Here is a 13755-nt window from a genome sequence, read left to right as displayed (position 1 = left end):
CTGGCAGCAAGGATCATCAGCCCGGACCGTCAGGAACCGCAGAGTTTTACCGACGCGCGCGAGGCGGTGAAGACGCTGCAGGCGCTTTACACGCGCAACACCCGCTTTCTCATCGACGCCTTCGTGGCGCTTGCCGGCGGCGCGCCGATCGAGGGGCGCTACCGCGCCTTCTATCCGCAGATCAGCATCGAGACCGGAAGCTATGGCCTGACCGATTCGCGCCTCTCCTTTGGCCATGTCGCAACGCCCGGGCAATACGCGACCGCGATCAGCCATCCGGACCTGTTCGAGGACTATCTCATCGCCCAGCTTTCGCTGCTGATCAAAAATCACGGCGTGCCGGTCACCGTGGGCGAATCGGAAACGCCGATCCCGCTCCATTTCGCCTTCGGCGAGAATACCCATGTCGAGGCCGACCTCGCGGCGCTTGCCGATGTGCCGCTGCGCGACATATTCGACACGCCGGACCTCAACACCACCGACGACCTGATCGCCAATGGCGACTACGAGCCGGAGCCCGGCAAGCCGCAGCCGCTGGCGCCGTTCACGGCGCAGCGCGTCGATTATTCGCTGGCCCGGCTCAGCCACTACACGGCGACCAGTTCGGCGCATTTCCAGAATTTCGTGCTGTTCACGAACTACCAGTTCTATGTCGACGAATTCTGCGCCTTTGCCCGCGAGACCATGGCCAAGGGCGGCGAGGGCTATACCGCCTTCGTCGAGCCCGGCAACGTCATCACCCGGCCGGGCGAGGTCGAGCCAGAGGAGGGCCGCGGCGGACGCATGCCGCAAATGCCGGCCTATCATCTCAAGCGCGGTGACAATTGCGGGATTTCGATGGTCAATATCGGCGTCGGCCCCTCCAACGCCAAGACGATCACCGATCATATCGCGGTGCTGCGGCCGCATGCCTGGCTGATGCTCGGCCATTGCGCGGGGCTGCGCAACAGCCAGAAACTCGGCGACTATGTGCTGGCCCATGCCTATGTCCGTGAGGACCATGTGCTCGACGATGACCTGCCGGTCTGGGTGCCGATCCCGGCGCTGGCGGAAGTACAGCTTGCGCTGGAAGAGGCGGTCGCCGAGGTGACGGGACTGGAGGGCTACGAGCTGAAGCGGGTGATGCGCACCGGCACCGTCGCAACCATCGACAACCGCAACTGGGAACTTTCCCACCAGAGCGGACCGGTCAAGCGGCTGTCGCAGTCACGCGCGATCGCGCTCGACATGGAATCGGCGACGATCGCCGCCAACGGCTTCCGCTTCCGGGTGCCCTACGGAACGCTGCTCTGCGTCTCCGACCGGCCGCTGCATGGGGAACTGAAGCTTCCCGGCATGGCGACCGCGTTTTATACAACGCAGGTCCGCCAGCACCTCCATATCGGCATCAAGGCGGTGCAGAAGCTCGCGGCGATGCCGCCCGAAAGACTGCATTCGCGCAAGCTCAGAAGCTTCTACGAGACGGCTTTCCAGTGATCAGACGAGGTTGCTGCCGTCCGGCACGATGACATGCAGGGCGCGCGGATGCTGCTCGATCACGGCGTGAATGATCGGCTCGATCAGGTCGCCATCCAGCGATTGATCCATATCCGTGGCGCTGAAATCGAGGGTGATCCGGTCAACCTCGAACAGCGTGACGTTCTCGCTGTCCTCGAGATGCCCGGTCAGATAGTCCATCGCGAAGCCCACCACATTGTCGAAATCGCTCGCCTTGACCAGATAGACGCCAAGCTTGCCGCCCTGCGGACGATCGGAGAACGGAACGGCGTTGTGGTGAATACGGTTGTTGGAAATGCCGAGCAGCGCAAAACTGCCCTCGCCATCGCCGCGGTCGCTTTGATAGCGCACCCGCACATCCGGCACCTGTTTCAGCGTATCGAACCAGGCGCGCGTGCTGGCTGAAATCTTGCCGAGACGCGAATCATAGTCGAGTTTTTCTCGGTTCTTGATCATGGTGGCATGCATACCGACCGAAAATTGATGGATGAACGGACGGTCGTTGATCGTCGGCATGTCAACGCGGGCGGGCTTGCCATTGGCAAGCTCCTGAAGCGCCTCCTCGATATCGAGCGAGATGCCGAGGCTGCGGGCAAACAGGTTCATGGTGCCGGCCGGCACCACGCCCAGCAGCTTTTCCTTGCCGTGCAGGAAACCGGCGGCAAGCGAGACCGTGCCATCGCCGCCGCCGACGATCATGCCGTCGAAGCCGGAACCGTCAGCGGTCTTCTCGATCGCCGCCTTCACCTCCTTGCCCGCGACAATATCGCAGTCGAACTCATGGCCGGCATCGGTGAAGATATCGGTCGCCAGCCTGTGGAACGCGTCCATGTCGGTGGTTTTGAAGGTGCCGCCATCGCGATTGAAAATGCCCTTGAGACGCATTCGGGTTCCCTGGAAAGGTTGATGCACAATAACGCCGGGCACGTCGCGATGGTTCCGGTCCGGCGCCTTATGGCGCCGGATGCCGTTATTTACATGTTCGGATAGACCGGCCCCTCCCCGCCCTGCGGCGGCGTCCAGACGATGTTCTGGTTGGGATCCTTGATATCACAGGTCTTGCAGTGCACGCAGTTCTGGGCGTTGATAACGAAGGTTTCCTCGCCATCCTTCTCCACCCATTCATAGACGCCTGCCGGACAGTAGCGGCTGGACGGGCCGGCATAGACCTCAAGCTCGGAGCTCTTCTGGAGCGCCATATCCTTGACCTTGAGATGGACCGGCTGATCCTCCTCGTGATTGGTGTTGGACAGGAACACCGACGACAGCCGGTCGAAAGTCAAAACGCCGTCGGGTTTGGGATAATCGATCGGCTTATGCTTGGCCGCGGGCTCCAGCGCCTCGGCATCGGTCTTGCCGTGCTTGATCGTGCCGAACAGCGAGAGGCCGAAGATGGTGTTCATCCACATGTCGAAACCGCCGAGCGCGATGCCGGCATAGGTGCCGAATTTCGACCAGAGCGGCTTGACGTTGCGGACCCGCTTCAGGTCCTTGCCGATGGCGCTTGCGCGCCAGTCCGCCTCGATCTCGGCGATCTCATCATTGCCGCGGCCGGACGAAAGCGCCTCGGCGACGCGATCGGCCGCCAGGATGCCAGAGAGCACAGCATTGTGCGAGCCCTTGATGCGCGGCACGTTGACGAGGCCGGCCGAACAGCCGATCAGCGCGCCGCCGGGGAAGGAGAGCTTCGGCACCGACTGGTAACCGCCCTCGGTGATTGCCCGCGCGCCGTAGGAGAGCCGCTTGGCACCCTCGAAGGTGGGCGCGATCGCGGCATGAGTCTTGAACCGCTGGAACTCCTCGAACGGATAGAGATAGGGGTTCCTGTAGTTGAGGTGGACGACGAAGCCGACGGCGACCTGATTGTCCTCGAGGTGATAGAGGAACGAGCCGCCCCCGGTCTTGCCGTCCAGCGGCCAGCCGAAGGAGTGCTGCACAAGGCCCGGCTTGTGGTTTTCCGGCTTGACCTGCCAGAGTTCCTTGAGGCCGATGCCGAATTTCTGCGGCTCGCGATCGGCATCGAGCTTGAACCTTGCGATCAGTTCCTTGGCCAGCGAACCGCGCACACCCTCGCCGATCAGCACATATTTGCCGTGCAGCTCCATGCCGCGGGTATAGTTCGGGCCGGGCGTGCCGTCGCGTTCAACGCCCATGTCGCCGGTCGCGACGCCCTTGACCGCGCCGTTTTCATCGTAAAGCACTTCGGCGGCAGCGAAGCCGGGATAGATTTCGACGCCGAGCGCCTCGGCCTTTTCGCCGAGCCAGCGACAGACATTGCCGAGCGATACGACATAATTGCCGTGATTGTTCATCAGCGGCGGCATCAGGAAGTTGGGCAGCGTGAGCGAACCTGCGGGGCCGAGAAGAAGGAACTGATCCTTAGTGACCGGCGTCTTGAACGGGTGGTCTTCCTCCTCCCGCCAGCCCGGCAGAAGCCGGTCGATGCCGGAGGGATCGACGACTGCACCGGACAGAATATGGGCGCCGACTTCAGCGCCCTTTTCCAGCACGACGACGCTGAGGTCCTCGTTGATCTGCTTCAGGCGGATCGCGGCGGCAAGACCAGCGGGGCCCGCTCCCACGATCACGACGTCGAATTCCATGCTTTCGCGTTCCGGTAGGTCTTCGTTCATGCGTATCCTCTTTCCAAACCGGCCTCGTCCGGCGCGCCGACAAGGTATCGTAATGATTGCAGCATTTTCCAGCGGCAAATGCGGCAAATCTCAATAAAACCGATTTGATAGGCGCGTGTGATAACGTCCGATAGTGATTGAAACACGACGGCGCGAGAGGCTATGGTGCGTTCACCCCGCCGGCCTGATTGGCCGTTCGATCCCATATGCTGTTCACAAGGAGTTCGACATGGATCTCGGTATTGCCGACAAGAAGGCCGTTGTACTCGCCTCCTCGCGGGGCCTTGGCGCCGGCATCGCGGAGGCGCTGGCCAGGGAGGGCGCCCATGTGCTGCTGTGCGGCCGGACGGAAGACCGGCTGGCGCAGAACTGCAAGGTGATCAACGACACCACGCCGGGCAAGGCCGATTACGTCATCGCCGATCTCGCCGCGGAAAACGTAGTCGAAACGCTGATGGAGGCGATTGCGGAAAAACTCGGCGGGGCGGACATCCTCGTCAACAATTCCGGTGGGCCGACGCCGGGGACCGTGGCCGACATGACGCCGGAGAAACTCGACCGGTTCTTCAATTCCATGGTCGCGCCGATCATCGCCCTGACCAACCGGCTCATTCCGCAGATGAAGGAAAAGGGCTGGGGAAGGATCGTGACCGTGGCGTCCGGCGGCGTGCAGGAGCCGATCCCCAATCTCGCGCTTTCCAACACGCTGCGCTCCGCCCTTGTCGGCTGGAACAAGACGCTGGCAAGCGAAGTCGCCGCTTCGGGAATCACCGCCAATCTTCTGCTGCCGGGTCGCATCCACACCGACCGCATCGACGAACTGGACCATGCGAACGCCGAGCGCAGCGGCAAGAGCCTTGCCGACGTGCGCGCGGGAACGCTCAGGGCGATACCGGCGGGTCGGCTGGGACGGGTGGAGGAGTTCGCCGCGGTCGCGACCTTCCTGTGCTCGCAGCAGGCCAGCTACCTGACCGGCAGCCTCGTGCGCTGCGACGGCGGCGCGACGCGCGGCATCTGACGGGAGCATCATGACCACCGCCAGCGCGCTCACAGCCCGGGAAGCCGCAGCCCTCCTCAGCTTCTACGCCGATGCCGGCGTCGATGCGATGCTGGAGGATGAGGCGACGGACCTGACCCGGCTTGCGGCCGAGAAGGCCGAGGCTGCGCGCGCCGAGCCCGAACAACGGGCTGCGGCGGCGAAGACGAAGGCGCGTGCGCCCGATCCGCCGCGGAGTGCGCCCGCTGTCCAAACCACGATCCCCGATGACAAGGCGGTTTCCGATGCGGCTTTTGCCGCCGAAAGCGCCCGTTCCTTGGCCGAGCTTGCCGAGATCGTTCAGGGGTTCACCGGTTGCAATCTGAAGCAGAATGCCCGATCGACCATCCTTCTTGAAGAGATGCCGGAAAGCGGGATCCTGATGGTTTGCGGTTTCCCGACAGGCGAAGACGACAAGGCGGGCGCCGCGCTTTCCGGTCCGGCCGGCGGGCTGTTCGAGCGGATGCTGGCCGCGATCGGGCTGTCGCGCGCCGATGTCGGCGTCACCACCGCACTGCCGTGGCGCACGCCCGGCGACCGCGCGCCGACCGCCTCCGAGGCGCAGATCTGCCAGCCCTTCCTCGAGCGCCAGATCGCGCTCGCGGAACCGAAACTGCTGGTAACGCTCGGCAATTTCGCCTGCCGCATGACGATCGACCCGAACAAGACCGTGTTCGATCTTCGCGGTAGCTGGCACAAAAAGGAGATCGGCGGCCAGAGCTTCGAGACGCTTGTGACGTTCTCGCCCTCCGAATTGCTGGCCGCGCCGAAGAACAAGAAAGAGGCGTGGCTGGACCTTCAGGCGCTCAGAGCCCGTCTCGGCTGACCGCCTTTTTCTTCATCAGTTTATTTTCTGTTAATGCCGGCATGCGCCCACCGCATAGCAGCCCTCCGGCAGGTCCCATTGCCGCAACTGCGCGAGTCTGAGATAACACATCATGTCTTGGGAGGATCCACAGGAACCAAGGCAGATGAAACCTTCTGACGATATGGACGCCACTTTGATGCAGAACACACGCCTTTCGCTCGAGCTCGGACGTTCGACCAATGGTTACCATGGCCAGCGCGGCATCGACCGGGCGATTGCCAAGGGTTTTTCCAAGCTCGTCGGCCACCATGATGCCCGCGCCCTGCGGCCCGCGCCGCGCGCGCTCGGGGCCTGAGAAGCGCCCTTCTCCACGGAGAAGCAAGATTTTCCAGAAATATTGCAGTTAAGATATTTCATGACGCAAGAGCCGGCCGCAGCGCCGGCTCTTTTTTATGCGAACTCAGAGCGCTTCACGCGTCGCAGGTGACTTCCACGGTGGTGCCGCTGGATATGGCGGAGCTGATGGAAAAGCCGAGACCGAGTGCGGCGGCCCTCTTCTGGGCTTCCACAAGGCCGGTATGCGAGATGCCGAGCGCGAGTTCCGGCTGCCTGAAGACGGCATCCAATTCCTGCTCGCTGAGCCCGCGTCCGATATCGACGAACCTGGCAATGAATCCCTCATGGCCCTGCGGCGACAGGGTGATTCTGGCCTCGCAATAGGGCGGCGACACGGCGATGGCGCGCTCAACCAGATACCCGAACATGGCGGTGAGCGTATCCTCGTCGATACGGACATGTCTTTCGCCATCGCCGATCTCGGTAACCAGCAGCAGGCTTTCCGAAATCGCTTCGCCGCGATGGCGGTCAACAGCCGCCGAAAGACACTTGGCGGGAGAGATCAGCGGCAGCTCATGGCTGCGCTCCCTCTCGTCTTTGACCGATTCGAATTCCGCGTAGATGTCCCGCCGACCGGGAGCCCAGCTTACCCGCTTCGCCACGTCGCCCGGACCATCATTTTTCCTGACAGCGCTATCAGCGTTATCTGCCACGCGATCGTCGGTGCCTTCAGCTTCACCATTGCGAACGGGCTTTGCCGGCTCGCCTGCAGGTAGGATTTGCGCAGGCGCGGATCGGCCGTCTTCCGCCCACCCCTGCTGCAGGCTTGGGGTTCCCTGCGCCGCCACGACGCGTCGGGCGTGGTTGTTCCATGGCATATGGTCGGCAAGCGGCGCGGCCTTTTGGGCCTGCGATGACGGCTCGGGACGAGCGCTCTCGCGCGCGGTCTGTTCTCGTCCGAAGTTCGGATCATCCGCCCTCGGCATCGAGGTCTGGCGCGCGGGGGCGGTCGCGGCAATGGGCGTTGCGACCACGCAAACGCCGTCGCGATGGCGCATCCGGGCAAGAGAAAGATTGACGACGCGCGGGGGCGCGGCGGCCAGATCGGCGCGCACCTCTTCCAGACGGTTGCCAGGTTCGTCGCCCAGGACGCGCGCGAGGGCAAGGTCGATCCGCGCGGCTCCATGAATATCGAACAGAGAGGCAAGCCGCGTCCCGCTCAGGTCGCGCGCCTCGTCGTCCGGTTGGAAAAACGTGATGGCGGCTTCATTGGCAAGTTCGATCACGCCCGCGGCATTCACCAGCAGCACGCTTTCAGGCGCCTGGTTGAGCGTCTGCACAACTTGTGCGTTGTCCGCTTTGCGCGGGACCTCGGAATTCATTAAGCGCACCCGATTATCTTCCCAATGCCGGTTCATATTGGCCAGCCTCCAGGGGTTTTCAACCTCGCAGCGGCTTGCCGCAGACAAAAGCCGAAGATTCAGGCTATTATATTACGGTCGCTCGGTAAATTGTGTCTTAAACAACGATTTTCGAAAAAAACGCGGTTCTCCGGGCCATGCCCCTCTCAGGCGAAATGCGCGAAGGCTTCGTCGATGTGATGGGATTTCACGGCCTGCCAGCGGCAATATTCTTCGATGAACAGCCTGTCGATACACATCTCGCTCTCGAATGGCCGGCGGCTCCAGCCGAGAACACCGATCTCGATGGCCTTGTTCAATATGCGCTGCAGATGGGTGCGCGATATGAAAATCCGCTCGGAAAGACGCCGTGCATTGATCGGCGGTATCAGGTAGCGCTCGCCCTGCGGCGTGCCCGCCCCGATCTGCGAGACTATGTGATCCATCACCATCCCGCCCGATATCGTGTTCTGCAGGAGTGCGACGCGCGGCGGCGGTTCGCGCCAGGCGGGATCGTTCAGACAGTTCCAGGCAAGGCGCGGCTGGAGTGAGAAGACGATATCCGGTCTTTGCGTCAACACCGACGCGCGGTTGCGGCCATCGATGCCATCGAGCATTGCCAGATTGAGCCCCACCCATTCTATCAGCGCCGTTTTCACGATCTCGGTGGGCTTCCAGTACCGCGGCCGGATGCGGCGGCTGTCGGGATCAACTTCAATGAAGCCGTATTGGACGGATTCATTGATGAAGGCGCGGATCGTATTCGGGCTGGCAACCTTGTACGGCGTCAGCACCTCGATAAGACGGTTGACCGTAAGGCCGCCTTCATCGCCCCAGTAGAGCGCCAGCGCCGTCTGGGAAATCAACCACCGACGCTGGGAGGCGAGATTGGCGCCGAGGCGCTGGTTGGTGTGATAAACTTCCGCCAGGGCTTCGCCATAATATGCAAGTGACGGCAGGAAACTTGGATGCGAACAAATGACATCAACGGAAAGTGGCATGTCGTAGCTGAACCCGGGCGCATTATCTCGACCGGAGAATATGTTCCGATCGATTCCTTTTTCTAAAACTTAAGGACATCGCAACCAAAAAGACAGTCACCTTTTCCGGCATGGCGGTTGCGGCATGGCCGGGAAAATCCTATAGGCCGGGCGTTGTCACGGGCCAGTCTCCAAGGGAGAGCCATCGAAACCCGCAACGGTCGGAGTTGATCGATCATGTTTGCCAGCCTGTTCTCCATCGCCAGCCTGATGCTGTCCACCTTTCTGATGATGGTGGGCTACGGTTTGATGAACTATCTGGTGCCGGTGCGCGCCGTTGCCGAAGGCTGGTCGCCGCTGCTGATTTCGCTGATCGCGACCGGCTACACGGTGGGCTTCACGCTTTCATGCATCGTCACGCCGACGCTTGTGCTGCGGGTCGGTCATGTGCGCGTGTTCGGCGCGCTGATCACGCTTCTGACAGCGGCAATTCTCGCAAGCTCGCTGATGGTGGAATGGCAGGTGTGGGTGGCGTTGCGCGCCGTCGCCGGCTTTGCGGTTGCCGGCTGCTATCTGGTGATCGAAAGCTGGCTCAACGAGCGGGTGACCAACGAGACCCGCGGATCGATGTTCTCGGTCTACATGATCGTGACGCTCGGCGGAGCGATTGCCGGACAATATCTGGTGCCGCTCGGCGATCCCCGGACGACGACGCTGTTCATCGTCTGCGGGATATTGTTCGCGATCTCGATCCTGCCGACCGCGCTGTCGACGGCGCAATCGCCGGCCCCGATCGCCAAGGTCCAGCTCGGGCTCGGCAAGCTCTACAGACGCTCGCCCGTCGCCTTCGTCGGCGCGATCCTGGCCGGCATCCTGTCCGGCACCTGGAGCAGTCTCGGCGGCGTCTATACCACCGGCAGCGGGCTTTCGACCGGACAGGGGGCAACGCTGCTCGCCTGCGTCCTTGCGGGCGGCGCGCTGGGCCAGATACCGATCGGCAGGATCTCGGACCTGACCGACCGGCGCTACGTCATGGTCGCCTGCGGAGCCGCGGGCGTGATCTCGGCCTTCGCGATGTTCTTCATGACGCCGCTGACGCCCAATCTGCTCTACATCACCGCCTTCATTGTCGGATCGATGCTCTATCCGATCTACGCGCTGAACGTGGCCCATGCCAATGACCGCGCCGATCCCAGCGAATATGTCACGATCTCCAGTTCTCTGATGGTGCTTTATGGCCTCGGCACCGTCGCCGGGCCGCTGATCGGCGGCGGCGCGATGGAGCTTGCCGGACCGCGCGGGCTGATGCTCTATCTGGCTGTCGGCTTTGCGATCTACGGCGCCTATGCCGGCTGGCGCGTATGGCGCGGCAACCCGACCGTGCACCCCGATGACCGCGCGGACTTCCACGCGATCGCCGTCCCGATGCGCGGTACCGATCCCGCCGGCAGCATCGCCGTGGACTACGAGGAGGAATACGACCCCTCGAGTTTCGACGAAAACGCCCGCACCGGATAGACGCGGTCGATCAGTTCGGGTTTTGCGAGGATGAGACTCGGCGCAGGTTCCGGCGCTCGAGCCCCAGCTTGTGCTCGCGGTAGATGATGAATATGCCGGCGCCGACGACGATGACCGAGCCCGCCATGGTGTTCAGGGTGGGTATCTCGCCGAAAACGAACAGCGAGATGAATATCCCGAAGATGATCGAGCTGTAATCGAAGGGCGCGATGGTGGAGGCGTCGGCGAAGCGGTAGGATTCGGTCATCATGATCTGCCCGGCGCCGCCGAACAGACCGGAGGCGATCAGCAGCGCCAGCGGCAGCGCGGCAAGATCGCCCCAGCCGAACGGCAGGGTCGCAAGCGAGATCAGGGCGGCGAAGGTGGAGAAATAGAGCGCGATGGTCGGTCCGGTCTCGGTCACCAGCAGCCTGCGCACCTGCACCATGGCCAGCGCGCCGAGGCAGGCGCCGGCAAGCACCATCACCACCGCCAGCGCCTCCGTCTCGCCGATCCCGCCCTGACGGAACAACGTCAGCTTGGGCCAGGAGATGATCAGCACGCCGAACAGTCCAACCACGACCGCCGACCAGCGATAGATCCGCACGACCTCGCCAAGCAGCAGCGCCGCAAACACGACCGACAGCAGCGGCAGGGCATAGCCGAGCGCGATCACCTCCGGCAGCGGCAGGTGCATGAGGCCATAAAATCCCATGCCCATGGAGGTGATGCCGATAAGACTGCGAACGAAATGCCCGAAGGGGCGAGAGGTCCTGTAGGCGCCCTTCAGTTCCCGACGCCAGGCGAGGTAGACAAGGATCGGCACGATGCCGAACAGCGAGCGATAGAAGGTCACCTGCCCCGGCGCGATGCCGCTGCCGGCAAGCTTGATGCAGGTCTGCATGCACAGGAAGGCGATGATGGAGGACAGTTTCAGGATGATCCCGCGCAGGGGATCGTCAGGCGCTTGCGGCATTCTTGGGCATTCTTCCCGTTCGGTGGGTGGGTGGGTGCTAACCATAGGTCAGATAGGGCGAGATTGCATAGATTTCCCGCCGCGCAGTCAAAGATTTGCTTTTTTGAACATTCGGCGCTTTCTTAGCGCACAAATCGCTCAGGCGCTGTGAAAGAGAATGAGGCTACAATGCGTAACGACCGGATCGTCTATCTGAAAGACTATCGCCAGACGGACTTCATCATCGAAAGCGTGGATCTGGTTTTCGAGCTTGGAGAGGAGTTGACGACGGTCGGGTCGCAGATAAGGATGAAGCGCCGCCCGGGCGCCTCCCCCGAAGCCCCGCTCGAATTTGTCGGCGACGGGCTTCAGCTTGCGGGCCTCGCGCTTGACGGCAAGCCGCTGCTGCCCGAGCGTTACGAGTGCACCTCCGACCATCTGACGATCAACGATCTGCCGGCCGACGACGCCTTCACGCTGACGATCAAGACCAATATCAATCCAACCGCCAACACGCAGCTTCTGGGCCTTTACCGCACCAATGGCGTCTATTCGACCCAATGCGAGGCAGAGGGCTTTCGCCGGATCACCTATTTCTACGACCGGCCGGATGTGCTGACCGTCTACACGGTGACCATCATTGCCGACGAGGCGAAGAACCCGCTGCTCCTGTCCAACGGCAACCTTGTCGAGGAACGCGACCTTGGCGACGGGCGGCATCTGGCGAAATGGCACGACCCCTTCAGGAAACCGTCCTATCTGTTCGCGCTGGTCGCCGGCGACCTGGCGATGATCGAGGATAGTTTCACCACCATGTCGGCGCGCGCGGTGACGCTGCGCATCTATGTCGAACACGGCAAGGCGGAGCGCGCCGGCTATGCGATGGACGCGTTGAAGCGCTCGATGAAATGGGATGAGGAACGGTTCGGGCGCGAATATGATCTCGACATCTTCATGATCGTCGCGGTCTCCGACTTCAACATGGGCGCGATGGAGAACAAGGGTCTCAACATCTTCAACGACCGGCTGATCCTGGCCGATCCGGAAACCGCCACCGACGATGATTATGCCCGTATCGAGGCGGTGGTGGCCCACGAATATTTCCACAACTGGACCGGCAACCGGATCACCTGCCGCGACTGGTTCCAGCTCAGCCTCAAGGAGGGGCTCACCGTCTACCGCGAGCACGAATTCTCGGCCGACCAGCGGTCGCGGCCGGTGGTAAGGGTGGATGAGGTCAAGTTCCTGAGGGCACACCAGTTCCCAGAGGATGGCGGCCCCCTCGCCCACCCGGTGCGGCCGACGCAGTACATGGAGATCGACAATTTCTACACGACCACCGTCTACGAGAAGGGCTCCGAAGTCAGCCGCATGATCGCGACGCTGCTCGGAGAAGACGGGTTCCGCAAGGGCCTCGACCTGTTTTTCGACCGCCATGACGGCGGAGCGGTGACGATCGAGGACTATCTGAAATGCTTCGAGGATGCGACCGGCCGGGACCTCTCCCATTTCGCGCGCTGGTATCATCAGGCGGGAACGCCGGTGATCGCAGCACGCAGTTCCTATGACGCGGCCGAGGGGCGGCTGGAACTCACCTTGTCGCAGCACACGCCGCCAACGCCCGGCGAAAGCGACAAGAAGCCGCTTTACATTCCCCTGCGCGTCGGGCTGATCAGCCCGAATGGCGACGACATGGAGCCATCCGCGGTGAGCGGCGGCGAGCGCACCGGCGATGTGCTGCATCTGACGGAAAGCGAGCAGACCTTCGTGTTCGAGGGGCTCGGGGCGAAGCCGGCGATCTCGCTCAACCGCGATTTTTCCGCGCCCGTGCAGGTGCGCTTCGATCAGCCGCGTGAGGATCGACTGAAAATCGCGGGCGCGGAAAGCGACCTTGTGGCGCGCTGGGATGCGATCAACGGGCTGGCGCTGGAGGTGCTTGTCCACGCCACGGCGGCAGTGAGGGCCGGACGCAGCGTGGACACCGACAGCGCCCTCGCCTCGATCCTGATCGAGACGGCGGAAGACGGCGAGCTCGAACCGGCTTTCCGCGCGCTGGCGCTGACGCTGCCGAGCGAACTCGACATCGGCCGCGAGATCGGTGAAGACGTGGACCCGGACGCAATTCATCTCGCCCGGAAGGCGGTATTTTTGGCGATCGCCAATTCCGGACGCGCATCATTTGCCAGGCTCGTGGAGGAATTGCGGGAGGACAACGGTTTCAGCCCGGAGGCGGGAAGCGCCGGACGTCGGGCGCTGCGCAATGCGGCACTTGCCTATCTCGCCGAGGCCGAAAAATCGCCGCTGCCGGCGCGACAGGCCTATGACGCGGCAACCAACATGACGGATATGATCGCAGCGCTTCGGATACTGGCGCACCAGTTTCCGGGTAGTGCGGAAACCCAAGCCGTGCTCGCCGATTTCCGGCAGCGTTTCGACGGCGAGCCGCTGGTGCTCGACAAATGGTTTACCGCCCAGGCGACCGTGCCCGGCGAAGCCACGCTGGACCGGGTGGCCGAACTGATGGGCGATGCGGCATTCGACGAGGGCAATCCCAACCGCGTTCGCGCATTGATCGGCGCTTTCGCCTCATCCAATCCCACAGGGTTCAACCGT

11 protein-coding genes are annotated in these 13755 nt (G+C 62.7%); 6 read left to right on the top strand and 5 right to left on the bottom strand.

The window, feature by feature from the left end:
• Positions 1-1476 carry an AMP nucleosidase gene (locus tag B4E36_RS17645; RefSeq protein WP_345900625.1) on the top strand — a complete coding sequence of 492 codons (1476 nt, stop codon included), beginning with the start codon at positions 1-3 and terminating at the stop codon, positions 1474-1476.
• On the opposite strand, the gene B4E36_RS17640 is transcribed toward B4E36_RS17645, so the two are convergent.
• Complete coding sequence (locus B4E36_RS17640; RefSeq protein ID WP_345900624.1) at positions 1477-2382, bottom strand: diacylglycerol/lipid kinase family protein; 906 nt, start codon at positions 2380-2382, stop codon at positions 1477-1479. It abuts the gene before it with no gap.
• An 89-nt stretch (positions 2383-2471) separates the two neighbouring features.
• A complete protein-coding gene (locus B4E36_RS17635) occupies positions 2472-4130 on the bottom strand; it encodes an electron transfer flavoprotein-ubiquinone oxidoreductase (RefSeq protein WP_345900623.1) in 1659 nt (552 codons plus the stop codon).
• 229 nt (positions 4131-4359) lie between these two features.
• On the opposite strand from B4E36_RS17635, the gene B4E36_RS17630 reads away from it, so the two are divergent.
• The 3 genes from B4E36_RS17630 to B4E36_RS17620 all read left to right on the top strand — a co-directional run bounded on the left by B4E36_RS17630 (position 4360) and on the right by B4E36_RS17620 (position 6329).
• A complete protein-coding gene (locus B4E36_RS17630; RefSeq protein ID WP_292054507.1) occupies positions 4360-5148 on the top strand; it encodes an SDR family oxidoreductase in 789 nt (262 codons plus the stop codon).
• Positions 5149-5158: 10 nt separating this feature from the next.
• On the top strand, positions 5159-5992 hold the full coding sequence (locus tag B4E36_RS17625) for a uracil-DNA glycosylase (RefSeq protein WP_292054509.1): 834 nt from the start codon (positions 5159-5161) through the stop codon (positions 5990-5992).
• Positions 5993-6170: 178 nt separating this feature from the next.
• Entirely contained in the window at positions 6171-6329 is a 159-nt protein-coding gene (locus tag B4E36_RS17620) for a hypothetical protein (RefSeq protein ID WP_345900622.1), read from the top strand.
• A 115-nt stretch (positions 6330-6444) separates the two neighbouring features.
• Here B4E36_RS17620 and B4E36_RS17615 read toward each other — a convergent pair whose 3' ends face one another.
• Positions 6445-7728 (bottom strand): PAS domain-containing protein, encoded by a 1284-nt coding sequence (locus tag B4E36_RS17615; protein WP_345900621.1) that lies wholly within the window; start codon positions 7726-7728, stop codon positions 6445-6447.
• 149 nt (positions 7729-7877) lie between these two features.
• Entirely contained in the window at positions 7878-8711 is an 834-nt protein-coding gene (locus B4E36_RS17610) for a hypothetical protein (RefSeq protein WP_292054515.1), read from the bottom strand.
• 216 nt (positions 8712-8927) lie between these two features.
• Between B4E36_RS17610 and B4E36_RS17605 the strand changes: the two genes are divergently transcribed.
• On the top strand, positions 8928-10208 hold the full coding sequence (locus B4E36_RS17605) for an MFS transporter (RefSeq protein ID WP_292054517.1): 1281 nt from the start codon (positions 8928-8930) through the stop codon (positions 10206-10208).
• 10 nt (positions 10209-10218) lie between these two features.
• On the opposite strand, the gene B4E36_RS17600 is transcribed toward B4E36_RS17605, so the two are convergent.
• The gene (locus tag B4E36_RS17600; protein WP_292054519.1) at positions 10219-11163 is read right to left on the bottom strand and encodes a DMT family transporter; all 945 of its coding nucleotides are present in this window, start codon (positions 11161-11163) and stop codon (positions 10219-10221) included.
• Between the two features lie 168 nt (positions 11164-11331).
• On the opposite strand from B4E36_RS17600, the gene pepN reads away from it, so the two are divergent.
• The coding region (pepN, locus tag B4E36_RS17595; RefSeq protein WP_345900620.1) for an aminopeptidase N at positions 11332-13755 on the top strand (2424 nt) is incomplete at its 3' end.

Origin of the sequence: Martelella sp. UBA3392 (assembly GCF_002358775.1) — a bacterium.
Lineage (GTDB): Bacteria > Pseudomonadota > Alphaproteobacteria > Rhizobiales > Rhizobiaceae > Martelella > Martelella mediterranea.
This window is presented reverse-complemented; position numbering and strand designations above follow the sequence as displayed.

Excerpts from the sequence above, each read along its gene's own strand:
- B4E36_RS17640 (WP_345900624.1), bottom strand. The coding sequence starts at position 2,382 with ATGCGTCTCAAGGGCATTTTCAATCGCGATGGCGGCACCTTCAAAACC.
- B4E36_RS17635 (WP_345900623.1), bottom strand. The coding sequence starts at position 4,130 with ATGAACGAAGACCTACCGGAACGCGAAAGCATGGAATTCGACGTCGTG.
- B4E36_RS17630 (WP_292054507.1), top strand. The coding sequence starts at position 4,360 with ATGGATCTCGGTATTGCCGACAAGAAGGCCGTTGTACTCGCCTCCTCG.
- B4E36_RS17625 (WP_292054509.1), top strand. The coding sequence starts at position 5,159 with ATGACCACCGCCAGCGCGCTCACAGCCCGGGAAGCCGCAGCCCTCCTC.
- B4E36_RS17620 (WP_345900622.1), top strand. The coding sequence starts at position 6,171 with ATGCAGAACACACGCCTTTCGCTCGAGCTCGGACGTTCGACCAATGGT.
- B4E36_RS17615 (WP_345900621.1), bottom strand. The coding sequence starts at position 7,728 with ATGAACCGGCATTGGGAAGATAATCGGGTGCGCTTAATGAATTCCGAG.
- B4E36_RS17610 (WP_292054515.1), bottom strand. The coding sequence starts at position 8,711 with ATGCCACTTTCCGTTGATGTCATTTGTTCGCATCCAAGTTTCCTGCCG.
- B4E36_RS17605 (WP_292054517.1), top strand. The coding sequence starts at position 8,928 with ATGTTTGCCAGCCTGTTCTCCATCGCCAGCCTGATGCTGTCCACCTTT.
- B4E36_RS17600 (WP_292054519.1), bottom strand. The coding sequence starts at position 11,163 with ATGCCGCAAGCGCCTGACGATCCCCTGCGCGGGATCATCCTGAAACTG.